Genomic DNA, 23,802 nt, shown 5'->3' with positions numbered 1-23,802 from the left:
AGTCGCTGGTAGACGGATCGGACGTCCGCAAGGTGTGGCTGGGACGGACACCGTTCGACGGGTCCGAAAAAGGGGGTGGATCACGTGGCGTGGGTGAGCGTGATCGGCCCCTTGATGGAGCAGGTCGACTACCGGCTGCAGGAGGGCGCCGGCTGCGGCATCCACCGCGCCGGCGAGCACGAGCACGAGGGAGCGCACCCCGAGGCCGACGGCCAGATCGCCTACCGGCTGGCTGACGAGCGCGGGCTGATGTGGGTGGGCCAAGGTCTGCGCGAGCTCGGGCTGGCCAGCGAGACGTCGCTCGCCGCCACCCAGCACGACATCGCCCGCGCCATCATGAGCGGGCTGGACCCGTTCACCGGCGAGGTCCTGGTGCCGGCCAAGCACGTGACCGACCCGCGCGCCAAGCTGCCGGCCGCGCCGCTCGGCGAGGCCCTGGAGAGCGCGGCCGTCGAGCGCGGCACCACCGTCGAGCAGCTGCTCGACGAGCGTCCGGCGATGGCCAAGCGCGCCGCGCGGATGGCTCGCGGTATCGCTCGCCAGGGCGAGGCGCATCTGATGCCCATCAAGGACATCGAGCAGCTCGCGAGCGCGGCCGGCATCGACCTGGCTCAGCTGTGCAGCGCGCGGTCGCTCGCGTATGCCCGCAAGTGGCGCGATGCCCGGGTGCGCATCGGTAACCGCGGCTACGACCTCACCCTGGACATCGTCAAGAGCGTGTCGGTGCTGTACGGGCTCGCCGACCGCGAGTTCGCCGCCGAGCTCGAGGACGTCTTCGCCGCCGCCGTCACCGAGACGGTCGCCGCCGTCGAGACCTGGGCCGCCTACGGCCAGCGAGGCCACCAGGGCGATGGACAGCTCGCCGAGCGAGCCGACTCGACGGGGTTACTCGGGTGGGTGATGTGGCACCGCACCGCCCGGCCGGTCGGCAGCTCGGCCCCGGACCCGCACCTGCACGCGCACGTGACGATCGCCAACATGGTGCGCGGCCGCGACGACCGTCGGTGGTCGGCGATCGCTGCCGGGGGGCGCGACATCCACCGGCACGCCCACGCGGCCGACGCGCTGCTCAAGGCGCGCATCCGCCGCACGCTGACGCAGCGGTACGGCATCGCCTGGACCCGTGACCCGCACACCGGCGCCTGGGAGATCGCCGCGATCCCCGAGCATGTCCGTTCCTTATTCTCCAAGCGGGACGGCCAGGTCAAGGCGCTGCTGGCCAAGCTCGGCACCAGCTACAGTCAGGCCTCGCGCGAGGCCAGGAAGGTGGCCTCCGCCGAGTCCCGCCAGTCCCGGCCGGCCGACCAGCAGGAGGTGGACCTGCGCGCGGACTGGCACCGCCAATGCCGGGCCGCCGACGTCGACGCCGCTGCGCTCGTGCACGAGTGCCGGCACGGCCGCGCAGTGCTGCCCGAGCGGCCCAGCCCGCAGGAGATCGCCGCGTGGATCTGGCGACCCGACCACGGCCTGACCGCCCACCGCAAAGTTGTCACCCGCGCCGACTGCGCGCGCTGCCCAACGAAGCCTTCACCCGCCTGCAGTACCTGGCCCCGGCGGTGGGCTGCTTCAACCGGTGCGCGTTCTGCTCCCAGTCCGCCGGCCGCGACGTCTGGCAGCTGACCACGCACGGCCTGCACGGCGTGCTCACCTCCGTCGCCCAGGTCGCGGCCGAGCGCGGCCTGGCCGTGGCCGGCGCCCGCATCCACCGCCCCGGGGTGATCTTCCCCTACCTGGACAACGACATCGGCTCCTACCCTCACCTGGACGCCTACGCCGCCCTGGCACGGCAGGAACTGGGCGTCAAACTGCGTATCTCCACCGTCGGCTACTCCCGCCACGCCACCCACCTGGCCGTGATGCACCAGCGGCTGGTCACCGAGTACGCCGATGTCTTCGAGGGGGTACGCCTGTCCATCACCCCCTACACGGCCGGCTACCTCGGCACCGGCGAGCTGTCGCGCCACGAATACGTCCAGGACCTGGCCGCCGCCCTGGCCACCTACCGGCCGCTGCTGGAGCATCTCGGCCACGGCGCCGCCACCGCCGCCTGCGAACTGCGCTTCGCCCCGCTCGTCGGCATCCACGACCTGCTCGACACCCACATCAACGGCCGGCACGTCCTGGCCTGCGGCCCGCACCTGCTCATCGCCCGCCAGCCCGGCGAGCAGCCGTTGCCCGAAACCGTCATCGACCACCTGGACGAGCGCACCCAGCCCGTCTACTCCCGGCCCGGAGCCCCCTACCTGCACCTCACCTGCCACGACCACGAACGGGCCGAGCTCGCCGAGCTCGTCACCGCCGCCTTGGCCGGGACCCTGAACCGACCACACCAGGCCCGGCTGGTGCGGCTGCACCACTTCAGCAACGGCGACGGCCCGTACTATGCCGCCGACCCCGACTTCCACCCCGACGGACGCTTCACCGCCCCGCACCAGTACCCGCGCACCGACCAGCGCAAGGCCAGCGGCTACACCGACGCCACCCGCTGGTACCTCAACACCCTGCTCGCCTACAAAAGCGCCCGCGGCCTACAGCGCCGCGACGAGTTCCCCGACGCCACCCAAGGCGACGTCCAGGCCGTGCTGGCCGCGCTGTCCGCCCAGGCCGACACGCTGGCCGACTACGACAGCGCCGCCGCCGAGCACCTGCGCGAGCAGATCTACCCGCAGGTGGCCGCCTACGCCCACGCCCTCGAACTCGCCGGCCTGCCCCCGGCAGCGTTCTTCTCACCCCGCTTCAGCATCGACACCGGCCAGATCGTCAACCAAGGCCGCGCCCAGGGCCTGTTCCGCGGCCTGGCAGCCACCAACGGCGAACCGATGACCCCCCGCGAGGAACGCGGCTTCGGCTACGCCAGCCTGTCCTCGGCCCGCGGCCCCATCTGGCGCATCACCCCGCTGCCCCTGACCGGCACCCGCACCCTGCAGATCGCCGTCACCGGCAAAAAGAACCCGGCCACCACCACGCCGAGCCTGCTGGTCCAGGAACTCGACCCCTGCCACCTATCCCCCACCATGCGCGCCACCGGCTGCCGGCTGCGCAGCCACACCCTCACGCTGCCCGACGGCGCGCTTGAACACCTCACCCTCCAACAAGGCCGCGCCGGCTACGCGTTGCCGGGACTGGCCGCGACGACCTAGCCCCGGAAACGATCTAACCCAGAAGGGTGCCGGAACGCGCCGTGTGGGGATACTGGCCAGCATGTCCACCATCGCCAATCCGGCACCCTTCTCCCGCCTCAAAATCCGCACCGGCGCCCTGGTGTTCTGCGACAACGACGTCGCCTTGATCCGCCGCGACCGGGCCACCTCCACCCACTACACGCCGCCCGGCGGGAACGTCGAACCCGGCGAGCCGTTGCCTGCCGCGCTGCGCCGGGAACTAGCCGAGGAACTCCACCTCGACCTCCGCCAGGCCAGCGCACCACAACTGCTGTGGACGGTCGACCAGCGCATCTCACGCCCTGGCCCGACCCCGCCGCCGCGCAAGCTCCACATGATCTACCGGCTGCACATCACCGCGCAGGTGCGCGCCACGCTCGCCGACCGCGAATACGACGAACTCCCCAACGGCAGCCACGAGCTCGGCATCATCGAGTGGATCGACTACCGCAAGACCGAGCACCTGCCGATCTTCCCTCCAATCGGGCCCGCGCTGGCCGCCCTTCCCGATCCTCGCGCACCAATCATCGATGCCGCCCTGCCAGCAGTCACCGACGACAACTACACCTGGCTCTAGATCACCCATCCGCCCATGCTGGTGCCCACTGGCAACATGTGTGGCGGATCCACTTCGGGTTCGCGCCTCAATCGTCAGTGCGTGGAGTCATTGTCACGTACATCATGACCTGGCCATCTGTGCTGAATGCCACGGCAGCCACGCCTCCGCTGCTCACGTCCTGGGACCGAATCATCGAGCCGTGCTCGATATTCCAGAGCCGGATCAGGCCGTCGGCGCCGCCGGTTGCCAGAGTGCGCCCGTCTGGGCTGATGGCCACCGCGGTGATCCCCTTGTTGTGTTCGGGCAGAGTACGCACGCGTTCGCCAGCCAGAGTAAGTACGGTCTTGCCGTGCGGATGTCCCATAGCCGGGCGACCCCGTCGGCGCCGCCGGTCGCCAGGGTGCGCCCGTCTCGGCTGAAGGCCACCGCGAGGGAGCCGTCGGGGGTCACGGTCGGGGATGCCGAGGGGCTGGCGGGCGGCCGGTGATCGAGGGGGGACGTCGACGTATCACGCCAGGCTGTGACTGCGGGCAGGGCGCGTGGAGCGCCTGGCGGCCGGTCAAGACCCAGGAAGTTGGCGAGGGTGTGAGCATCAGCCTCGACCACGCTCACGCAGATGGCGGCATGGGCAGTCATACCGTGGTTTCGCCCCGGCGGCGGCTCAGCACCGCGGCGATGGGCAGGGCTGCGGCCAGGCCGCTCACCAGGACGGCCGCGAGCGCTCCCAGGATGGCCGGCTCGTTGCCGAAGGCGATACCGACGGCGGCGAGTGCCGGTCCCGCGTTGCGAACCGCCGCGACTGCGCCCATGGTGGTGCGGCGTGTCCGTGGTCCTGTGGCCAGGGCTGTGCCGAGAGCGAAGGCGACGGCGGAGAACACGAAGCCCGCCAACAGGCTGAGTGAGCCGATCAGCGCGACGACGTCACGCCAGTTACCCACGAGCATGCCCGCCAGTACGGCGAGGAACGTCACGTTCGACACCGTGGCGGCCACGGGGTGCCACGATCGCGCTGTGGGCTGCGCGTAGTGGCGAACGATCAATCCGACGGCAAACGGCACGAGCTGGAGGACCGCGACGGTCAGCATAAGTGTCGCGACATTGAGTGAAACCCCGCCACCCACGTTGGCCGCGTTGAGCATGACGTTCGCCGTGGGACCGAAGGTGATGCTGCCGATGGCAGCCAGCAGTACCTGCATCGCCGCACCTGCGGCCACGTCGCCCTTTTGCACCATGCCGAGTTTCGCTCCAAACGGCCCGCCGGGTGAGGACGCGATCAGGAGCAGCGCGATGAACGCCGCCGTGGGCAAGCCGAACAGCGCGGCGAGGCCCCAGCCGAGGAGCGGGATGGCGACCAGGTTGGCCACAAGCACCAGCATGAGCAGCGAGACGTTCGCGAAGACGACGCGCAAGGCCGACAGCGTCGCTCCGAGGCCGGCGGCGAACATGGTGGCCGCGATGAAGATGACGGTGACAGCGTTGAACAGCAGCTGCAGCGTGTCCATGTGGATCCCCGGTCTCTGGGCAAGAGCGGCGTTGTCATGCTCAGTCTGTGAGGTCGCCGAGCCAGCGCAGTGCGCTCAGTCCGGGCATGAAGCAGTATTCGCCGCCGCGCGTAACCACGAATCTCGGCAAGGAGAGCAGGCGCCGCCGTACGGGGCGCCGGGGAATGGTGAAGTCGCCGGAGCCGTCGGTGGAGCCGACGACAGGGTCCTTCGAGTCGCCGGAGCCGAAGAAGACGCCGTCGTTCATCCATTCCGACTGGACGAACTCGAACTGCCGCCCCAGATGCGCGCCGATGAAGGCGAACATCAGCCCCCGATCAACCCCATCGTCCTCCAGGACGCCTTCGGGCAGCGGCGGGCCATAGACGGTGCCGCGTCTGATCATCCGGTGCAGCCTCACCACGCCCGCCACCGCCGCGTCGCGGGGGTTGCCCCGGCGGATGTGACAGCCGCCGGGGGTGATGAACCCCGCCGGGTCATCTTTGTGGTAGAGGAAGCTGTTGCGGTGCGGGTCGGCGTCGAGGGTGGGATCGTCGCGGTCCGGGCTGAGCGCCAGCGGCGCGCCGCTGCGCCAACGTCCCATGAGCTTCGCAGCGAGCAGTTCCTCGTCTTCGGGGCTGGTGGAGTTGTCCTTCAGGTAGCGCCGGAACAGGGCGACGCGCTGGTGGAGTTTGCGGAAGACCACGTAGGTGCCGTTGCGTCCGAGGACATCGGGTTGCGGGGTCTGGATGCCGCCGAGTTCGTCGCGGTAGCCGAGCACGAACTCGCCGGCCTTGAGCGGTTCCTCCAGCGTGTTGGATCCGGGGATGCCGCTGCCCTCGACGGCCGGGTGGCTGATGCCGTCGCGGTAGCCGAAGGGTTCGGTCTCGGTGGGCAGCGCGTGGCAGTTCTGTCGCCAGATCGCCGTTACGCCGGTCAGGGCGTCATAGGCGGGGCGGGCACGATCGATGGCGGCCTCCAGTTGCGCGCTGTCAGGCGCGAGCGCCACCAGCACCACGTGGACGTCGGACGTGCCAAGCGGGGGCTCCCAGTTCTCGGGACTGCTCTCGCCGATGTCGCCCAGCGCCTTCGCCCGTGCGGCCATCCCCTGCCGGAACTCCCAGGCGAACGTGTCCAGCGATTCCTGAGCAACACCGAGCGCCTTGAGACCGTGGTAGGTGAGGGCGATGCTGATCCACGTCTCACCCAGCGGGCCCACCGTGTCGGCGGCCGAGGTCGCCACGGCGCTCACGCGCCGCATCAGCTCCCGCCCGTGCTCGCGGTCATCGATGCGGAACACGATGTAGGTCGCCGCGTACGGCGTCAGCCGGGGGCTGAGCACCCCACGCTGGATGTCGTCGAGTTCGAGCTTGACGTGGGTTTGCTCGCTCACCGGAACCCGCCTCCCTGTAGTGCTACTTCGCCGAGACGATGTTGTGCCAGAAGGTGCGCAGGCTCTCGTCGACGCCGAACAGCGAGCTGAAGATCGTGGTGTCGGCGAAGATCACGTCACCGGCCCGGTCCCCACTCGGCGGCATCCACAGGAACATGTTGAACTCAGTGTTCCCGGCCTCGGTGAACGGGTGCGGCGGCCTGGACATGTCGATCGGCTGCCTGCCCAGCACGTGGATGACGTTCGGATCGTCGGTGGTGACGGCGTAGTGCGGCAGGTGCATGTGGAAGTTGAAGCTGGACACACCTTCCAGCCACCCCTTGGTGTCCAGGTCCCTGGCGATGGACAGAGGAGCGCTCCTGTTCCCCTCCGCCACCGCGGGACGCAGCCCATAGCGGTTCTCGACGGGCACCCCCAGACCGGCCATCAGCGATCGGGTGTACCTTCCGAAGCGTTGCTGGCGTGGCACCAACGCGTCGCCGTGATGGTGATACTCCATGTCGCGCACCGCCATGTCGTCCGATGCGCCGACGTCGTGATGCGGCCCCAGAGCAAGGCAGGTTCCTTCGCGAGTGAGCCAATCACGCACCGCCTCGATCTCCGCAGGTGTGGCGTCCTGCCCGGTGATCATGTGATCCAGCCCCCACACGAACAGGGTGTCGGTGTCCGCCAGCACCCGCTCGTCCAGCGGCGTGTGGAAACCCGCCTGATCGACGCGTTGGTACACGGGCACGGGGTAACCGGTGGCCTCCTCGACGAACTGCTGGAAGGGCAGCCAGCCCCAGAAGAACAGCTCCAGCCCGCCCGCGATGCCCTGCTGGAACCGCAGCGGATCCGACCATTTCGGGTCCTCGTAAGCCGGCCACGTCACGCGGCGCACCTCGGTCATCGTGGAGAACCGGTTGTCCAGCTCGGCCACATTCCTGCCCGCCTCGGCGGGATAGCTCCACGCGACGTAGATGCTCAACCGGCGCCGACCCGGGTTGTAGGGGCGCGGCACATGGTTCTGGTTGTAGGTACGCGCGGTTCCGGACTCGCTCATCTCGCCTCCAGGCAGCGCCGGCGGATGTCACTGCAGCTGATCGAGCATCTCCGACAGAGCGCTCTTGATCCGCAGAGCTTGCTTGATCTCATCGGCGGTGAAGTACGGGTACTCGCCGTACTCGATGAAGCTCGGGCAATGATGCTCACGAACGAATCTGATGAACGCCTCCGGGTTGGTCTTCCAGTCCTCGGGGAAGCCCTCAAGGTTTTCGAAGGTCGTGTTGAGCCCCGCCTTGCCGAACAGCGCGACGGCGTCTTCGGTGTACTTGTCGAAGTCGGTGTCGAAGATTCCCTGATACAGGAATCGTGTGTCGTCGTCGAAGAGCACCCAGCGCAGGTAGTGCAGCTTGAGCGGAGCGAGGAACTGCGGATCGGCTTCCACCGCCTTGGCGAGCGCGTTCCCATGGTTGCGGATGGCGTCGGCCCGGCCGGGCTTGACCTTCGCGATGATGGTGAACCCGTAGCAGGCCGGCGTCTTCGGAAAGATGGGGCCGTATTTCCCCTGCTCCAGATGGTCGGTCTCCTTCGGGATGGCGACCGCCTGCGGTCTGATCTCCATGCCGATCCCCCTCCTGGCATAGGGGGAGACTGAAGTGACCTGACTACGGCAATTGTCTCATGATGCGGTGCGATGTGGCCACCAATGCTGGGCCTACATGGGCCGCCGGTAAGAATCGCGCCATACGGCCCAAACGAGCGGCATCGCCCCAGGTCACGGTGTGCGACTGTGCCACCCACCAAAGGGCCGGTTTCGGTCCGGGCGTTCGGGGATGAGTCAGGCGCGATGCCGCTCAATAACACTGGACCGGGCGTTTCCGCAGGTCGCATTGCTCGCTAACTACTTTTATGTCAAGCCGTCCGGGCAGCTCCTGGTTACGCAGCGTCGCTTTGGGGCGTGCGGCACGATTCTTACCAGCACGTCGCCCGAGTCCGGGGCCCGGTTGGAGGGTCAACCCGCTCGCAACTCTGCGGTGACCGCCCGTTCCCGCAGCTGAGCCGCCTCGGCTCGGGCCGCCTCCAGGTCGGCCCGCAGGTCCTCGAGCCGTACCCGCTCCAGCCGCAGCTCCGCCCGCGCCTGATCAAGCTCCTTGACCGCGGCATCGGCGCGGGTCCTCTCCCGTGTCATGAGCTTTCGTTCCCGGCTCAGCGCGGTCGCGGCCTCCTCCTCGACCTCAGCGGCCCGTCTCGTCAACCGCGTGGCCTCGGCCGCGGCCCTCTCGGCCTCCTGCAGTGCCACCGCCCGATCGCGGCCGGCCTCCGCCGCGGCCCGCTCGGCCGCGACCGCCCGTTCCACGGCGCGTTCCCGCTCCTGCCCCGCCGCCTCCTCCCGGGCTCGGGCCGCGATCACGTCCCGTTCGGCCTGCTCACGGGCCCGCACGGCCGTCGCCGTGTCTGCCCGGGCGCGATCCGTCTCCGCCCGTGCCCGGTCAGCCTCCTCTTGCGCCTGCATGACCTGCGCCCGCGCCTCCGCAGCCTCCCGGTCCGCCAGCTCTACCCGTTCGGCCAGCTCCTGCACGGCCTGATCCCTGGCCCGTTCGGTCAGCTCAACCTGGTGTGCGGCCTCCTTGGCGCGCTGCTCGGCCGCATCCGCGCGCCGCTGCGCCTCCTCGGCCGTCTGCAGAGCTTGCCGTTCGGTGCTGGCGGCCTCCCGCAATGCCGCCAGCGCCTGCTCGCGCGCCCGCTCGGCGTCGTGGAGCGCCGTCTCCCGCTCGGTTTCCGCCTCCTCGAGCTTGGCCCGCATCTCGGTCGTCTGCCTGCGGGCGTGCTCGGCGGCCTCGCGCGCCAGCCGTACCTGCTCGAACGCCTGCTCCCGCTCGGTACGCGCGATCGCCACCCGTGTGTGCGCTTCAGCCTGCACGGCGCTGAGCTTGGCCTCCACTCCCGCGGGGCTCAGCTCGTCGGCCAGGGCGCGCGCCAGAGGTTCGATGGCCGACGCCAGCCCGCTCTCCATGCGGTCATACAGCTGCTCGGCCCTGGCCAGCGCGCCCTCCAGACCTGGCGTGGCCCGCCGGAGCTCCCGCTCTCGCTTGGCGGCCGCCTGACAGTCCTTTTCGGGACAGTACGCCTTGGGCCTCCCCCGGCCCCGTCGTTGCTCGATCGGCGCCCCGCAATGCTTGCACGGCGTCACCACACTGGTCTCCGCAGTCACAGCAGGAGCCTACCATTTTCGATTTTCTAGAAAATACAAATCGAAAATTGTGGCTTGTTGCGTCCCTCCTGACGCGAGACAACTTGCGAGAAGGCAAGATTCCCGCAAGTTAGTTCGGGCAGCCTTCGCCTGTGGTCATCGCGACTGTGTCCTTGCTCAGTGAAGGTGATGCGGCTCAGTCAAGCTGACGTCGTGACTCAGTAGGTCTGATGTCGGCTCAGTGAAACTGATGCGGGCGCGCCTATAACCGGGCCTGCCAGTAGGAGCGGAACGGAGAACCGGGCTTGGTGTCACATCCGTTGACACTGTAGGTCTGACCAGGCCAGTCTTGCCCGATGGCGGATTCTGAGGGTGTGGCGTTCCTGCGTGCTGATGTTGATCCTTTTTGCCGGGAGATCGCCGACCTGGCGCCTGCGGTACGGCTGCGCCGGTTGGCGGAGGTGACCGGTGCGGCGTTGATGGTGGCGATGGCGGACGCGCGGGGTGAGGGGTGGGGCCTGCGCAAGATCGGTACGAGCGCTGGGATCTCCATGAGCAGGTACGCCGGATGCTCGCGCAGGGCGTTGCGGCCCGGGAGCATCCGGCGCGCTGAACGTCAGGGGGGTTACTCGGCGGGCGGGGGTGTGCGCAACGGCCTCAGTTGCCCGTCGCGGACCAGGTCGGGCAGGGAGAAACTGTAGCGGCCGAGCATGTTGAAATGCTCAAAGCCCAGGGGTGAAAGCCGGGCGATGTCAGTGGCGGAGATCTTCTTACCCTCGGCCCGCATTTCTTCCAGGGCGCGGGCCGTATAGACCGTGTTCCACAGGATGCAGATGTTGGTCATAAAGCCCAGCGCACCGAGTTGATCTTCCTGGCCTTCTTTGTATTTCTGCCGGAGTTCGCCTTTTTGGCCGTGGAAGATTTTGCGGGCCAGGGTGTGGCGGGATTCTTGCCGGTTGAGCTGGGTGTTGACCCGGCGGCGTAGCAGTTCGTCGTCGTAGTAGCTGGCCAGGTAGGTGGAGCGGTCGAGTTTGCCCAGTTCCATCAGGGCGCGGCCGATGGGGGTAGGGGTGCCGCCGCCGGCGAAGTAGCGAAACAGCTCGCTGGTCTTGACCGCGCCGGTGAGCAGCGATCCGGCCACCCGTAGCAGATCATCCCAGGAGTCGTTGATCAGCTTGATGTTGACCCGGCTGCGGATCAGGGCGTCGATGGTGCCGTAGTGGGCGGCCGGGTCGGCGCGGAACAGGGTGGCGCTGCCAACGTCGGCCAGGCGTGGGGAGAATTGCCAGCCCATCAGCCGGAAGATGGCGAACGCGATTTCGGAGGCGCCTGCGGTGTCGGAGGTGATCTCGGTGGGCTTCAGTGACGTTTCCTGGTCCAGGAGCCCTTCCAGGATGTAGTACCAGTCTTTGGGGGTGCCGGGGATGACGATGCCGTGAAAGCCGGTGAATTGGTCGGAGGTGAAATTGTAGTAGGTGACGCCCTTGGCGCCTTTTCCTTTTCCGAAGTATTTGGTGTTGGGTCCGGCGTTGATGGTTTTGACCGGGACGACGAACCGCAGTCCGTCGGGCGGAGGCGAGTTCGCCGCCGCCCCAGGCTTGGGCCAATTCCAGGCCGGTGTGGTGGTCGACGAGGGCGGCGTTGGCGGCGGTGAGGGTGGCGGCGCGCAGGTAGTTCTGCTCTACCCAGTACAGCCGGTCCAGGGCGAGGGCGGGTTCGCCTTCGGCGGCCATCGGCCGCATGCCGACGTTCATGGCTTGGCTGACCAGGACGGCGGCGATCGAGGTGGTCATGTCCTGTTTGCGGGAGGGCGCCTCTTCGGAGATGTGGGTGAAGTGGTCGAGGCAGCCGGTCCAGGAGTGCACCTCCAGCAGGGCTTCGGGCAGGTCCACGATGGGCATGCGGGCGTCGATGTCGGCGCGCAGTGCGGTGAGGGAGGCGGGCTCGTCCAGGCGGTCCAGGCCGGTGAGCACCAGGTGGTCCTTGCCATCTTCGTTCTTGGCCAGGCGTACCCAGTCGTTGCGGCCGTCGTCTTCGCCGGATAGGCCGGCGGCGAGCTGGCGGTAGGCGAAGTCGAGGGTGGCGGCCCACCGCTCCACGTCGGTGCCGGGCTGTGGGGACAGGTTCAGCTCATCGCAGATGCGGGGGCGGGCCCGTTCCCACTCGGCGCCCTTGAGCAGCCCGGCGGTGGGGTCGCCCCATTTGCGCAGGCCCGGCACGAACACCTCGTGGCGGCGCAGTGACTCGCGTAGCCGCTCGACGGTCGCCACGGTGTAGGCGTGTTTGTTGAAGGTGCCGGCCAGCTCGCCGCGTTTGGGGAAAACGCGCCGGTGCCAGGCCGAGGTCAGCACGCCCGCGGGAACCTCGCTGGGGTCGATGTCGGTGCGGCGGCGCTCGATCGCCTTGAGGAAGTCCAGCGCAGCCAGCACCTCATGGCCGCGCCGCACCCCGTGCCCGGGCGTCTGATCGGCGCCGGCGTCGAAGTCGAGGTGCTTGAGCAGCTTGGGCAGGAAGCGTCGGACGGTGGCGTAGCGATCCAGCAACTCTTCTTGGAAATCCTCATCCGGTTCGCGGGCGATGTCGCCGATGACGTCAGCCGCGGCGTGAATGGCGGCCAGATCCATCTCATCGAGGGCGGCGCGGATGTCGCCGTCGGGGATTTCGGCGACGGAGCGGATCTTCAGCCACACCTCGCGCAGCACGATCGCCGCGGTGTCGAGGTCCTTGAGAGTGCGCATCCGCTCTTTGGCCGCTTTGAACGCTGAGGTGCGCAGCAGGTCGCCGACCGCCAGGTCGAACACCTCGACCGCGTCGTCGGCCGATTGGGGGGTCATGGTCGCGGCGAAGGCGACCAGGGTGGCGAGTTTGCGGCTCCCGGCCAGGTCGGCGACGGCCTGGGCGCGGGCGGCGTGGGCGAAGCGGGCCAGTGCGGCGATCTTGCCGGGTGGCACCGCGCCCAGGTTCCAGCCGGCCGCGCCCAGGGCGCGTAGTTCCACATGCCAGTCCAGGGCTTTGACCAGGCCGGTGCTGCTGACGTCGGTGGGGCTTTTGCGTAATCGGTCCAGCCGGGAGACGCGCCGGCCCACCTCGACTTTGACCAGGTTCTCCAGCACGGCGGTCTGGTTGGGGCTGGGGGCGGCGGCCAGCAGCGCGTGCTGGCGGGCGGCGACGCGCTCGCGCAGCGCGGCGATCAGCCGTTCCAGGGTGGTGACGCCGGGCAGCAGGATCTTGGCCTCCACCAGGCGGTGGGTGGCCAGGTCGAACAGCACGATCGGGCGCTCGCCTGTGGTCCAGGCCCGTTTGTAGAGCCAGCAGGCCAGCGCGAACCACTGCTCGCCGGCGAAGGCGGTGTAGCCGTAGCCGGTGCGGATCTGCTTCTGATGATCCCAGCGGGCTTCCTTCTCGCCGTACCCCTTCAGGTCGGCTGCCTGCAGGCCGAGCTGCTCGGCGACGTAGTCGACCACCGCGGCGGGAACGTCCTCGGGATCGTCCAGGAAGCAGTTCAAGAACCGTGCGGTGCCCAGTTGCACGGCCCAGCCGAGCTGGTTGCGCGCGCCGTTGGCGGCCATCGCCCGGCGCCGGTCGTCGGCGTTCAGGTGGAAGAAGGCGCCCAGCTGGGCGATGTCGGGGACGGCGGTGAAGACGCCGTATCGGCTGCGTTGCTCGGGGGTGAGGAAACTGACCGGCATGGGGGCCTCCAGGCATGCCAGGGCGCCCCCATCGCGCACGGCCCTGTCCGGGCGGGTGCTGGTGACCAGCCGGCTGGGCGAGGGCTGGCACCGGCTGGGCGCCCATCACTCGTTGATGGTCTGATCGCGGCCAGCCTGATAGACGCGGCCCTGCCCGGATGCCTCCACCCGCATGTGCACGTTGCCGCTCCCCGTCCGGAGGACCACGTACTCCTTCTACGGCGACACCGCAGTGCGTACGGACGTCTCCGGGCAGACCACCCGAACCCTCACCTTCACCCACGACGCCGCCGGCCGCGTGATCAAGTCGCAGGTGCGGGTCACTCCCGAAGGCGCGGGCGGCACGGCGGTCCCGGAGACCACCTACGGCTTCGACCCGGCCACCGGACTGCCCGCCGAGACCTCCAGCACGGGAGGCGACAAGGTGAGCATCGCGTACGACGGTTTCGGCCGAGCCATGTCCATGACCGACGCCACCGGGAACGTCTCCACCGTCACCTACAACGCCGACGGCCAGATCGCCACCACCCACGACGGGAAAGGACTGATCACCTTCACCTACAACGGCGTGGACGCCGCAGGCAGGGCGGAACGTCGCGACCTGCCGACCAAGGTGGACACCGGCGGCGCCGGCGCCTTCACCGGCTCCTACGACCAGGACGGCCGCCTCAGCCGGCAGGTCTATCCCGGCGGTCTCACCGGCACGGCACGCTACGACAACACCGGGACCCAGGTCGCGCTGACCTACACCAAGGACGACGCCACCTGGCTGGACTTCTCCGCGCTGCCCGACAACCAGGGCCGCGTGGCCGCCCGGCAGGGCCCGGGCGGCAGCGCCCAGGACTACGACTACGACGAGGCCGGCCGGCTGATCCGGGTCACCGAAGTCGCTGCTCAGCTCGCCATCGTCCAGTACGGCGTCGCGGCCACTGCGGTGCAGGACGTCGAGCTCGGGGCGGGATCATCCGGGAAGGCGAGCCTGTCAGTGTGCACCCGGCCGCCGCCAACTGGGACCCCACGCAGTTCCTGTCCGGCAACGAGGTGAACCTCGCCGCCGGGGCTCGCGGGTAGCTCACCTTCAGCCACGGCATCTACCAGTGCCTCGGCCAGTAGCTCGCCCGCCTGGAGATGCGCATCGCCGACCCCGCCTTGCTGCGGCGCTTCCCACTCTCAGGATCGCCGTGCCGGGCCGAAGAGGTGCCGCTTCGCGTCGAGATGGTGATCTGGGTGTGGTGGTACGACATGGTCCGCGCGGCTCCTGGAGGTTACGGGCGTGCCGGAAGGGGGCGAGTATCGACGACGTGTTTCATGACGATGGTGGAGCTTAGACGTTGCACGCCCGGCAGTCGCACGAGTTTCTCGTCGTAGAGACGCTGATACGCGGCGAGGTCGGCGGCGACCACACGCAGCAGGTAGTCAGGGTCGCCGAAGAGGCGCTGCGCTTGCACGACGTGCGGGATGGCGGCGACGGCCTCGTCAAAGGCGGTGAGGGTGTCCTGATTCTCCTGGCGCAGGGTGGCGAAGGCCAGAACCTCGAAGCCGAGACCGAGCGCGGCGGCGTTCACGACGGCGTGGTAGCCGCGGATGACGCCTGTGCGTTCCAGCTCGCGCAGGCGCCGTTGGCAGCGGGAGACGCTGAGCTGCACCCGGTCGGCCAGATCGGTCACGGTCAACCGTCCGTCCTTCTGCAGCTCAGCAAGAATCTTGCGATCCACAACGTCCATGTGTGAAATTCTCCCAGGAAACCAGCCTAAACGGGCACAAGAGGCAAGATATTCGCCCAGCTTTTCGCTTATCTTTCGCTCATGCACGATATGTCGCGTGACACTATTGCCACGAGCGTCGCCAATCCGCTGCGTCAGCTCTCTTTGAAGCAGCTCCGGCGTCGCACGAGCATGAAGTGGCGTACATACCCGGACGACGTGCTGCCTCTGTGGGTCGCCGAGATGGACGTTCTCCTGGCCGAGCCGGTCGCGCAGGCGATCCTGGACGCGGTGGCGCTCGGAGATACCGGCTATCCGGTAGGGACGGGGTACGCCGAGGCGCTGGCCGGATTCGCGAGCAAGCGGTGGGACTGGGACGGGCTCGCGGTGGAGCGCACGGCAATCGTTCCTGACGTGATGCTGGGCATCGTCGAGATGCTCAAACTGGTCTCCGGACGGAGCGATCCGGTGGTCGTCAACTGCCCTGTCTACCCACCGTTCTACCAGTTCCTTCAGAACATGGGCCGTCCCATCGTCGAAGCGCCGCTGGATCCGGGCGGCCGAATCGACTTCGAGGTGCTGGAGGGCGCATTCGGGCGCGCCGCGGCCGGCCGGGCGCGCCCGGTTTACCTGCTGTGCAGCCCACATAACCCGACCGGGACCATGCATACCGCCGCCGAACTGGCGGACGTCGCGCGGTTGGCTCGGACGTACGGGGTCCGCGTTGTCGCTGATGAGATCCACGCTCCGATCGTGGCTCAAGGGGCGGCCTTCGTGCCGTACCTGAGCGTGCCCGGCGCGGAGAGCGGGCTATCACTGATGTCGGCGTCCAAGGCCTGGAACCTGGCGGGTCTCAAGGCCGCCCTCGCCATCGCCGGCCCCGACGCGGCTGACGACCTCGCCCGCATCCCTGAAGAGGTCAGTCACGGCCCCAGCCACATCGGCAACATCGCCCACGCAGCGGCCTTGCGAGACGGGTGTGCTTGGCTCGACGGGCTGCTGGTCGGCCTTGACGACAACCGCCGCCTGCTGGTCGACCTGCTGGCCGAACATCTGCCCGCTGTGCGCTACCAGCCGGCCCAGGCCACCTATCTGGCCTGGCTGGACTGCCGGGCCCTGGACCTGGGCGACGACCCGGCCGCCGTCTTCCTGGCGCGCGGTCGCGTCGCTCTGAACTCCGGCGCGAACTTCGGCACCGGCGGCGCCGGATTCGTCCGCCTGAACCTGGCGACCTCACCCGACCTGATCGCCGAGGCGGTCCGGCGGATGGCCGCCGCTCTGGAGTGACCCGAGGGCTACACCGGACCCTGCTCATGCACGAGGAATCTCCGGACCCGCTGCACACCATCAGACTCCGCCATTGGGCAAGACTGGCCTGGTCAGACCTACAGTGTCAACGGATGTGACGCTAAACCCGGTTCGCCGTTCCGCTCCTACTGGCAGGCCAACCGGTTGCGCGCCGGTCTGGGTATGCCGCCAGAATTGGCGCGTGAGCGCGCCCGCCGATCTCGAGTTCCTGCCACGGCTGCTTGCAGCGTGGGGTTTCCCCCCGGGCACGACGATCATCCGAGCCGAGCAGGGAACCAACAACCAGACGTTCATGCTCCGCCAGGCGGACCTCCGATTCGTGCTCCAGGTCAGCCAGTCCCTGTCCGCCGCGCAGGTGGACGCCGAGCACCAGATCTTGCGGTGGCTACGGCAGGCCGGACTTCCCTTCCAGGTGCCTGAGCCAGTCGCCGCGCTCAGCGGGGACACGGTGATCGAGACCGCGGCCGGGCCCGCGACCGTCTGCCGGTGGATCCCCGGCGTGCGGCCCGACCTCACGGGCCAGACGGCACTCGAGCGCTTCGGCCGGGCGGCCGGGCTGCTCGGCGAGGCGATGCTGGGCGTGCCGCCAGAAGACGGGCTGGGGCACTGGCGCGGTAATCCTCTGACGCACCCCGCCGTGCCGCACGTTGGCGCCCTTTGCCGTCAGCTGCGCGCTGCCGGGATCAGCGCGGAGCGGGTCGCCCGTCTCGACGCCGTGGCGCGCCGCGTCGAGCAGGAGTGGCTTGCGGGCGGCGGCGCGCTGCCGACCCAGGTCATCCACGGTGACCTGGCGGCCTCGAACGTGCTGGTCGACGAGGACACCGGAGAGGTGAGCGGGCTGCTTGACTTCGAGTTTGCCGGGGTCGGCTTCCTGGTCCAGGACGTAACGGCGGCGCTGTTCTACAGCGGGGCCTTGGAGACGCGCGACTGGCAACTCCGCACGGCGGCCTTTCTCCGGGGGTACGCCTCGGTCCGCCCGCTGGACGCCGCCGAGGCCGACGCGCTGCCCCGGTTGCTCCTCGCCCGGGCCGTCGGTAGCGCTCTGTCGCGAGGAGGCCGCTGGCTGAACGGGAAGGCAGAGCTCGGCGAGGTCGCCGACCGGATCCGCAAGCTGGAGGACACGACCCGCTGGCTCGACGCCAACGGCGGGAAGCTCCGGTCACTCGCGACCGCCGGCGGGCACGGGTGACTCTGACGGGCGACTGGCGCGAGCCCACGACGGGGCTCGGTACCTCGATATTTGCGCAGGTCAGAGAGTTCAAGATCCGCTCACGGCCGGAATTCCTGTTATCTCGGCTGACCCCGATCTTCTGCGTGCATCAGCTTCGCTGAGCCGCATGGCTTGTCCGTGGATCAGCACAACTGATGCACTCCAGGTCGGCGCCATGCTCATGCATCAGATTCGGTGAGTCGAGACAGACTGCTTGCGAATCTGCAGCGGGATGTCAGTAGGAATCTGCACAGCGTGTCAGTTCGCAGGTAGGAGCCCTGCACGTCTCATAATCGATCTTCATCCAGGCCTCCAGGCCTGTTAGAGACCCGCAGGAGAAGCGCCCGTCCGCGGCGACGGGCAAGTCCACCACGCGGAACGATGTAGCGATCTCGAGGATGACGGTCTTTGCCTGGGCCATCCAGGGTCTCATCACGGCCACTGACATGCCCTGCAGATCTGGCGCGGCGCGGCCCTCGTGACCTGGCTCTTCTTCTGGTGCACACGGCGGCGAGGGCCTGTTCGGCCTCGGTACTGGTGGAGTCGCCTATTCACCTGTCGCGAGTTCTCGATGCCGAGAGGCACGGTAGTGACCATCCGTGATTACAGCGGCAGCAGGTCACTCTCGAACAGCAGGTGCGCGCGACAGGGTGGAGCGGGCTGGAGGGCCTGCCGAGATCCCGGAATGACGATCGATGCGCTGGCACCGTTCCGCTGGCTGCGATCGCCGTACGGCGATCGGGGCGACCTGCTCGGCGAGATCTACTGCGTGCCCTTGCTGCGCGGGCTCGACCCAGCCGAGGTGCTGCGCCGGTTCGGCGCCCGCACGAGCACCAAGATGAGCTTCGCCGAGCTGGATGTCAGGTGCAGCCCTCCTGAAAGGCCGAAGCGACATACCCGGAACATACCGATGGTGGCTAATGTGCCGGGTCGTGCGGCTGATGATTGCTTTGTTGCTGTGGCTCAACCCGTTGCCGGGGGCAGTCCAGCCGAGGTTTCCCGTTCCGATCGACTTCTGCTCGGTAGTCGATGCCGGCCTGGTCGAGCGGCTCGTGCCGGACGCCAAGGTCGAGCATGAGGGTATCCACTGCGTCTGGGCGGGAAGGGGCGTGGGCCTCCAGGTCCGGCCGGTCGGTCCGAACGGGGAGGGGTCTACCTGGACTTCCGAGCAACTACCCGAGACTTATGGGACCGACAAGGACGTGGAACCGTGGAGCCGCACCTCAGCGCAGACGCATGAGATCTACCGGACGCGCCACGCCGACGACTTACGTCCATCCGAGCTGACGATCTGGTCGGATCCCGCCATCGGAGTGATGACTGCTAACAGGCGCGATGCGACCACAACGGCGGCACGCGCGTTGGAGGGCGTTGGCGATGAGGCTCATGAGGTCGATTTCCTCACCATTCCCTCGAAGCGGTTGGGGCTTTCCACTAAGCGGCTGGAGCGCGTCGAGGTCGTCTTCCGCGTCGGCAACGTCCTCCTGGAGGTCGGCTACACCGGGATCGATGGCAGGGTGAGCGCGAACCGTCTGCGCCGGGGCGCGGTGGAGGTGAGCAAGCGGATGGCTACCGCGTTCGAACGGATGAGCCCGCCGGAACGGACCGCCGCGCCACCTCCAGGGATTTTCACGGAGACACCGCTGGCCTGCGCCACGCTCACCGCGGCACAGATCAAGAAGCTGAAAGCCGGAAGTATCCAGCCGCTGGGCAGCCATCCCAGCAGCTGCCATTGGGGAGCGTTATTCAAGGACCCACGGTTAGTCGTGCAGCTCTGGGCGCCCCGGCGGGGTCCGGCAGGCGACGGCATCGCTCAGGCGAAGGAGATGGTCTCGCACTGGAAGACAGACAAGTCGGTGACCGTGGGGATCGCGCACGAGGCGCTCGCTGACGGGAACACCGTGATCTTCAGGAAGGCCAACCTGATCGGCAGGATCGAGGCGACGAACCCGGCCCGTGCCGAGCAGGCCGCCCGGTGGATCGTGGCGGGTCTCTCATGACGCGCGTACGGCTGCTCGCGGCATACCTCCTGCTGCTCACTGCTGCATGCTCGGCAGATCCGCCCGTGAAGCCCTCCCAGGCCGCCCGCACTCCGCAGGCGTCCATCGCGCAGGAGACCGGGCCCGGCAGGTACACCCATGTGCTCGATCCGTGCGCCCTGCTCACTGCTGAGCGGTCGGAACAGCTGGTCCCGTTCGCCCTTGGGGCCTACAGCGGGCCGGCGTGCGTCTGGCGGCCTTCGGCTCCTTCCCTGCCGGCGGCGTCGGCTTACGAACTCGTAGTCAGCTTTCATCTGGCCACCGACATCACGCGAGCTCGCGCGTATCTTCAGGACCCACCGGCTGACCTGTGGTGGGCTGCCGGACGGACCAAGACCCGCGACCCGGCTACGAACTCCTTTCCGGGAGTGGGTGATGAGTCGGTCGTCTACGACCTGGGGCCATCCAGCACGGTTCTGGGCTACCGGCTCAGTAACGTGGTGATCATCGTCCGATATGGCAGGTTCCGCGAAGGCAAGCCCGCCCAGGACGACCCACGGCAACGTGACGACGCGCGGAAGGCTGCGCTGTGGGTGGCGGAGGCCGTGGCGCGGTCGGCGCCGACCGTCGCCGACCCGTCGGACGGACGGTTCGCCGCGGCGCCGTACGCGTGCTCGCTGGTGAAGGACGGCAAGCCCCTCTCGGCGACCTCGTGCGACCACGGCGACGTCACGGTACGGCACGCAGCGGCGTGGGGCGGCAAGAGCGGGATCGCCGTAGCCAAGGCGATGTTCGCCCATTACAGAAGCAAGCCATTCAAAATGGTGAACGGCCTGGGGGACGAGGCGTTCCAGAAGAAGGACACCATATGGGTCCGGGTCAGCAACCTCGTGGTGACGGTCAGGGGCTCCAAGGCCGACGCCGCCACGGTCATCGACCGCCTGCCCTCGTGACGAGCCGGGGGCACAGCTGTTCCTGTTGGGCGTTGGCCACGGTCTTGTGCACGACGCCGACCGAGACCTTGACTCCGGCAGCAATGGTAGGGGTGCCACCGGAATACGGCGGAAACGGGCCGCGTGCTTGATCCACCGTCACGAGGCCCGCCCGTAGTTTCCAGCCCAAAAACAACGCTAAGCAGTTGATCAGCCGGTGGCGGTGATCGGGCGGAGGTAGCTGTAGACCGTCTCGCGGCTGATGCCGAAGTCTTTGGCTAGTGTGGATTTGCGTTCGCCGGCGGCGGCGCGCTCTCGCAGCTGCTGCGCCTGTTCGGCGGTGAGCGCGGGTTTGCGGCCGGTGTACGGCGCCGCGCTGTTTGGCCGCGGCGATGCCTTCTCGTTGGCGTTCGAGGATCAGGGCGCGCTCGAACTCGGCGAACGCGCCCATGACGCTCAGCAGCAGGGTGGCCATCGGCGAGTCCTCCCCGGTGAAGGACTCCAAAACGACGCGGTGGCGGGCACCTGGCCGTGGTTGCCGCCCGCCTGATGCCTTGGTGGAACTTGGCGTCGCGGTGCCAGCCAGGCGGCATTGTCATTGGTCGGGTGTGGGGTGTGCGGTCGCGGGGGAGGCGGTGTCGAACGGCAGCCCGTCGAGGCAGGGGTCGTTGGGGTCGATGGCGCGCAGGATGCGGCGGCTGCTGTCGCGTAGCTGGCGCTGCTGCGCCTTGGTGAGGGCGTCGAACACCAGTCGGCGGACTTCGGCGACGTATCCGGGCGCGGTGGCGACGACCTTGTCCATGCCGGCGTCGGTGAGGATGGCCAGGGTGAAGCGCCCGTCGGCGGGGTCGGGTGTGCGGCGCACCCAGCCGCGTTTCTCCAGTCGGGCGACGACCTGTGACAGCCGGGCCAGTGAGCCCTCGGCGAAGGCGGCGAGCACGCTCATCCGCAACGTGCGCTCGGGTGCGGTGCTGAATTCAATGTGTGGCGCCACCTGCAATGACCACATCAGGGTGTCCGCCGTGCTCGGTGTGTGCTCGTACGCCCCGTCATGCGCCGTCAGGGCCCGGCACGGCCTGGCACGTAAAACGCGCTGAGACGGCACAAACCATCACTCAACGGCACGTGATGGCACTAAAGGATCTTGCTTCTCATCCGACGGTCGGGGGTTCGAATCCCTCAGGGCGCGCCCAACGTCAACAGCCATAACCCTAGCGTGATCAGGTATTTCCGGTCATGGCGGGTTACGCCTGTCCGGCTGTCCACGGCCGGCGTCGATCATTTGCGGGGCCTCCACCGAGGCCCACCACGGCTCACGCGGTACGTCCGAGAAGGTGAAGGTCATCACGTCCCCGCCCCCGCGCTGACCGCGGGCAGGGCCGCGAGGGCTGAGAGGGCGGCGGCCACCCGCGGATGCGCGTCCGTGCCGGAGCGGATGGCCGCCTCGACGACGCGGCCCTCTCCAGGGAGGGGGAGGATCGCCGCTCCCTCGGGCGGGTTGGCACAAAGCATGCGAGGCAGGATCGTCACCCCGAGCCCGATCGAGACCAGGGACAACGCCGCGTGCAGGTCGCGGTAGCTGTGTGCGATAACGGGGGTGAACCCGGCGTTCCGGCAGGTGTGTAGCAGGATCTGGCGGCCTGGGCCGGGCTCGGGCGTGGCGATCCACGGGCTCTCCCGGACCCCGGCGATTCCGTCCCGCTCCGCCACTGGGCGCAGACGTTCGGGCACGGCCAGCGCGAGCGGGTCGTCGAACAGCTTGTGGGTTGTCACACCGCCGGGCAACGGGGTGCCCAGCTGGTCGTATCTGTAGATCAGGGCCAGGTCGAGGGCGCGCCGCCTGAGAAGGGGGAGGCTCTCCTCAGGTTCGGCTTCGACGATGCGGAGACGCAGCAACGGATGGCGGCTCTGCAGATCGGCGACGAGCGGGGTAACGACCCGATTCAGGGCGCTGGGAAAACTTCCGATGACGAACTCGCCGCTGATCTGATCGTCGAGCGCCCGTACGGTGCTCTGGGCGCGTTCCAGTGCCATCAGTACATGCTCGCACTCGGCCGCCAGAGCGATGCCGGCCGCGGTGAGCCGGACCGAGCGGCCTTCCCGGATCAGTAGCTCAGCGCCGGACTCGGCTTCCAGCGCCCGCAATTGCTGGGACACCGCGGACGGAGTGACGTGATTGATCTCGGCAACCGCCGTGACGGTGCCGTACTCGGCGAGGTCCCGCAACAGGATCAGCCGTTTCACATCAATCATGAGCGAATCTTAAAAGTCTTTGCAGGATAGGTAGCTGGACTTCATAAAACCATGCCTGCCATAGTCATGCCAGGTCACGGGGTTGGTGCGGTGCAGGTTTGGAGATGGGAGTCAGGCGATGAAGAGCCTCCTGGTCGGGGAGACCTCCGTCCACGCGCTTTGTGACGGCGCCGGCACGTTCTTCGAGCCCCTCTCATCGGCATTCCCGGAGGCCGGTGTCGCCGACCTCGCGGCCGCCACCGTGCTGGATCCCGAGGCTCTTCTCCCCGATGGCCGCTGGCGGTTGCACTTCCACGCGTTCCTGATACGTACCGCCGAGGGCGGCGCGATGCTGATCGACGCGGGAATCGGTGACGCGGACGCGCCGGCGAGCGGTTGGGCGCCGACCCCGGGACGGCTGCCCGAGAACCTGGCGACGTTGGGGGTGACACCCGAGGATGTGGACGTCGTGTTGCTCACCCATCTGCACACCGACCACGTCGGCTGGTCGGTGGTCGGGGGGCGACCGTACTTCCCGAATGCCCGGTACGTGGCCCCCAAAGTCGACCACGACATCATCGAGGAACTGAATCCGCGGATACGTGACGAGATTCTGGCGCCGCTGGCCTCGATGGGACAGCTTGACCTGGTCGACGGGAGGGTACGGCTCGGCCCGGGTGTCACCACGGTGCCGACGCCAGGGCATACCCCCGGCCACACCTCGGTGGTCCTGGAATCCGGCGACGACACGGTGGTGTTCTCCGGCGACGCCGTGCTCAACGCGCTCCAGCTGGTCGCTCCGCGGCTGGCGTACCTCTTCGACGAGGACGCCGAGGCCGCCCGCTCCGCCCGGCTCGCCCTTCTCGATCAGGTGCGGTCCCGCGATGCGTGGCTCGCCACCTCACATATGACCGATCCGTTCGTCCGGCCCGGCGGCGTTCCGGGTGTGAGCGCGCAGCCCGTGCCGCAAGGGAGGAGCTGAG

General features: G+C 68.4%; 21 protein-coding genes and 1 pseudogene. 10 read left to right on the top strand and 12 right to left on the bottom strand.

The window, feature by feature from the left end:
• The first annotated feature begins 84 nt into the window (after positions 1-84).
• Positions 85-1,620 carry a MobF family relaxase gene (gene mobF, locus OHA25_RS37320; protein ID WP_327581620.1) on the top strand — a complete coding sequence of 512 codons (1,536 nt, stop codon included), beginning with the start codon at positions 85-87 and terminating at the stop codon, positions 1,618-1,620.
• Positions 1,621-3,201: 1,581 nt separating this feature from the next.
• Complete coding sequence (locus tag OHA25_RS37315) at positions 3,202-3,738, top strand: NUDIX hydrolase (RefSeq protein WP_327581619.1); 537 nt, start codon at positions 3,202-3,204, stop codon at positions 3,736-3,738.
• A gap of 67 nt (positions 3,739-3,805) precedes the next feature.
• On the opposite strand, the gene OHA25_RS37310 is transcribed toward OHA25_RS37315, so the two are convergent.
• Positions 3,806-4,084 carry a WD40 repeat domain-containing protein gene (locus tag OHA25_RS37310; RefSeq protein ID WP_327581618.1) on the bottom strand — a complete coding sequence of 93 codons (279 nt, stop codon included), beginning with the start codon at positions 4,082-4,084 and terminating at the stop codon, positions 3,806-3,808.
• Between OHA25_RS37310 and OHA25_RS37305 the strand changes: the two genes are divergently transcribed.
• On the top strand, positions 4,070-4,207 hold the full coding sequence (locus tag OHA25_RS37305) for a hypothetical protein (RefSeq protein WP_327581617.1): 138 nt from the start codon (positions 4,070-4,072) through the stop codon (positions 4,205-4,207). The genes OHA25_RS37310 and OHA25_RS37305 overlap by 15 nt on opposite strands.
• Positions 4,208-4,352: 145 nt before the next feature.
• Here OHA25_RS37305 and OHA25_RS37300 read toward each other — a convergent pair whose 3' ends face one another.
• The 7 genes and pseudogenes from OHA25_RS37300 to OHA25_RS37270 all read right to left on the bottom strand — a co-directional run.
• Positions 4,353-5,222, bottom strand: coding sequence for a bile acid:sodium symporter family protein (locus tag OHA25_RS37300; protein ID WP_327581616.1), 870 nt, complete (start codon positions 5,220-5,222; stop codon positions 4,353-4,355).
• Positions 5,223-5,262: 40 nt separating this feature from the next.
• Positions 5,263-6,594: a Dyp-type peroxidase gene (locus OHA25_RS37295; RefSeq protein WP_327581615.1), complete on the bottom strand. Its 1,332-nt coding sequence runs from the start codon at positions 6,592-6,594 to the stop codon at positions 5,263-5,265.
• Between the two features lie 22 nt (positions 6,595-6,616).
• Positions 6,617-7,636 carry a hypothetical protein gene (locus tag OHA25_RS37290; protein WP_327581614.1) on the bottom strand — a complete coding sequence of 340 codons (1,020 nt, stop codon included), beginning with the start codon at positions 7,634-7,636 and terminating at the stop codon, positions 6,617-6,619.
• 27 nt (positions 7,637-7,663) lie between these two features.
• Positions 7,664-8,197, bottom strand: coding sequence for a hypothetical protein (locus OHA25_RS37285; protein WP_327581613.1), 534 nt, complete (start codon positions 8,195-8,197; stop codon positions 7,664-7,666).
• A 390-nt stretch (positions 8,198-8,587) separates the two neighbouring features.
• On the bottom strand, positions 8,588-9,787 hold the full coding sequence (locus OHA25_RS37280; protein WP_327581612.1) for a hypothetical protein: 1,200 nt from the start codon (positions 9,785-9,787) through the stop codon (positions 8,588-8,590).
• A gap of 604 nt (positions 9,788-10,391) precedes the next feature.
• Positions 10,392-11,300 (bottom strand): Tn3 family transposase, encoded by a 909-nt coding sequence (locus OHA25_RS37275; RefSeq protein WP_327591092.1) that lies wholly within the window; start codon positions 11,298-11,300, stop codon positions 10,392-10,394.
• 46 nt (positions 11,301-11,346) lie between these two features.
• A pseudogene (locus OHA25_RS37270) lies at positions 11,347-13,455 on the bottom strand (DUF4158 domain-containing protein); the annotation flags it as partial.
• Here OHA25_RS37270 and OHA25_RS37265 point away from each other — a divergent pair.
• Together OHA25_RS37265 and OHA25_RS37260 are read left to right on the top strand one after the other, a co-directional pair.
• Positions 13,454-13,579, top strand: coding sequence for a hypothetical protein (locus OHA25_RS37265; RefSeq protein ID WP_327581611.1), 126 nt, complete (start codon positions 13,454-13,456; stop codon positions 13,577-13,579). The pseudogene OHA25_RS37270 and the gene OHA25_RS37265 overlap by 2 nt on opposite strands.
• Positions 13,580-13,636: 57 nt before the next feature.
• Positions 13,637-14,500, top strand: coding sequence for an RHS repeat domain-containing protein (locus OHA25_RS37260; protein ID WP_327581610.1), 864 nt, complete (start codon positions 13,637-13,639; stop codon positions 14,498-14,500).
• A 220-nt stretch (positions 14,501-14,720) separates the two neighbouring features.
• Here OHA25_RS37260 and OHA25_RS37255 read toward each other — a convergent pair whose 3' ends face one another.
• Positions 14,721-15,179 carry an Lrp/AsnC family transcriptional regulator gene (locus tag OHA25_RS37255; RefSeq protein ID WP_327581609.1) on the bottom strand — a complete coding sequence of 153 codons (459 nt, stop codon included), beginning with the start codon at positions 15,177-15,179 and terminating at the stop codon, positions 14,721-14,723.
• A 171-nt stretch (positions 15,180-15,350) separates the two neighbouring features.
• Between OHA25_RS37255 and OHA25_RS37250 the strand changes: the two genes are divergently transcribed.
• From OHA25_RS37250 to OHA25_RS37235, 4 genes are all read left to right on the top strand, one after another.
• A complete protein-coding gene (locus OHA25_RS37250) occupies positions 15,351-16,445 on the top strand; it encodes a MalY/PatB family protein (RefSeq protein WP_327581608.1) in 1,095 nt (364 codons plus the stop codon).
• A gap of 202 nt (positions 16,446-16,647) precedes the next feature.
• Positions 16,648-17,655 carry a phosphotransferase enzyme family protein gene (locus OHA25_RS37245; RefSeq protein WP_327581607.1) on the top strand — a complete coding sequence of 336 codons (1,008 nt, stop codon included), beginning with the start codon at positions 16,648-16,650 and terminating at the stop codon, positions 17,653-17,655.
• A gap of 953 nt (positions 17,656-18,608) precedes the next feature.
• Positions 18,609-19,676 (top strand): hypothetical protein, encoded by a 1,068-nt coding sequence (locus tag OHA25_RS37240; protein WP_327581606.1) that lies wholly within the window; start codon positions 18,609-18,611, stop codon positions 19,674-19,676.
• Complete coding sequence (locus tag OHA25_RS37235) at positions 19,673-20,608, top strand: hypothetical protein (protein WP_327581605.1); 936 nt, start codon at positions 19,673-19,675, stop codon at positions 20,606-20,608. The genes OHA25_RS37240 and OHA25_RS37235 overlap by 4 nt, the downstream gene beginning before the upstream one ends.
• Here OHA25_RS37235 and OHA25_RS61570 read toward each other — a convergent pair.
• From OHA25_RS61570 to OHA25_RS37220, 3 genes are all read right to left on the bottom strand, one after another.
• On the bottom strand, positions 20,586-21,092 hold the full coding sequence (locus tag OHA25_RS61570; protein WP_442941935.1) for a recombinase family protein: 507 nt from the start codon (positions 21,090-21,092) through the stop codon (positions 20,586-20,588). The two genes, OHA25_RS37235 and OHA25_RS61570, sit on opposite strands and share 23 nt — an antisense overlap.
• A gap of 90 nt (positions 21,093-21,182) precedes the next feature.
• Positions 21,183-21,581, bottom strand: coding sequence for a MarR family winged helix-turn-helix transcriptional regulator (locus OHA25_RS37225; protein WP_327581604.1), 399 nt, complete (start codon positions 21,579-21,581; stop codon positions 21,183-21,185).
• Between the two features lie 350 nt (positions 21,582-21,931).
• Positions 21,932-22,840 carry a LysR family transcriptional regulator gene (locus OHA25_RS37220; RefSeq protein WP_327581603.1) on the bottom strand — a complete coding sequence of 303 codons (909 nt, stop codon included), beginning with the start codon at positions 22,838-22,840 and terminating at the stop codon, positions 21,932-21,934.
• Between the two features lie 118 nt (positions 22,841-22,958).
• On the opposite strand from OHA25_RS37220, the gene OHA25_RS37215 reads away from it, so the two are divergent.
• On the top strand, positions 22,959-23,801 hold the full coding sequence (locus tag OHA25_RS37215) for an MBL fold metallo-hydrolase (RefSeq protein ID WP_327581602.1): 843 nt from the start codon (positions 22,959-22,961) through the stop codon (positions 23,799-23,801).
• Position 23,802 lies beyond the last annotated feature (1 nt).

The organism is Nonomuraea sp. NBC_00507, assembly GCF_036013525.1.
GTDB lineage: Bacteria > Actinomycetota > Actinomycetes > Streptosporangiales > Streptosporangiaceae > Nonomuraea.
Note: the sequence above shows the minus strand (reverse complement) of the source record. Positions and strands in the feature narration are given on the sequence as shown.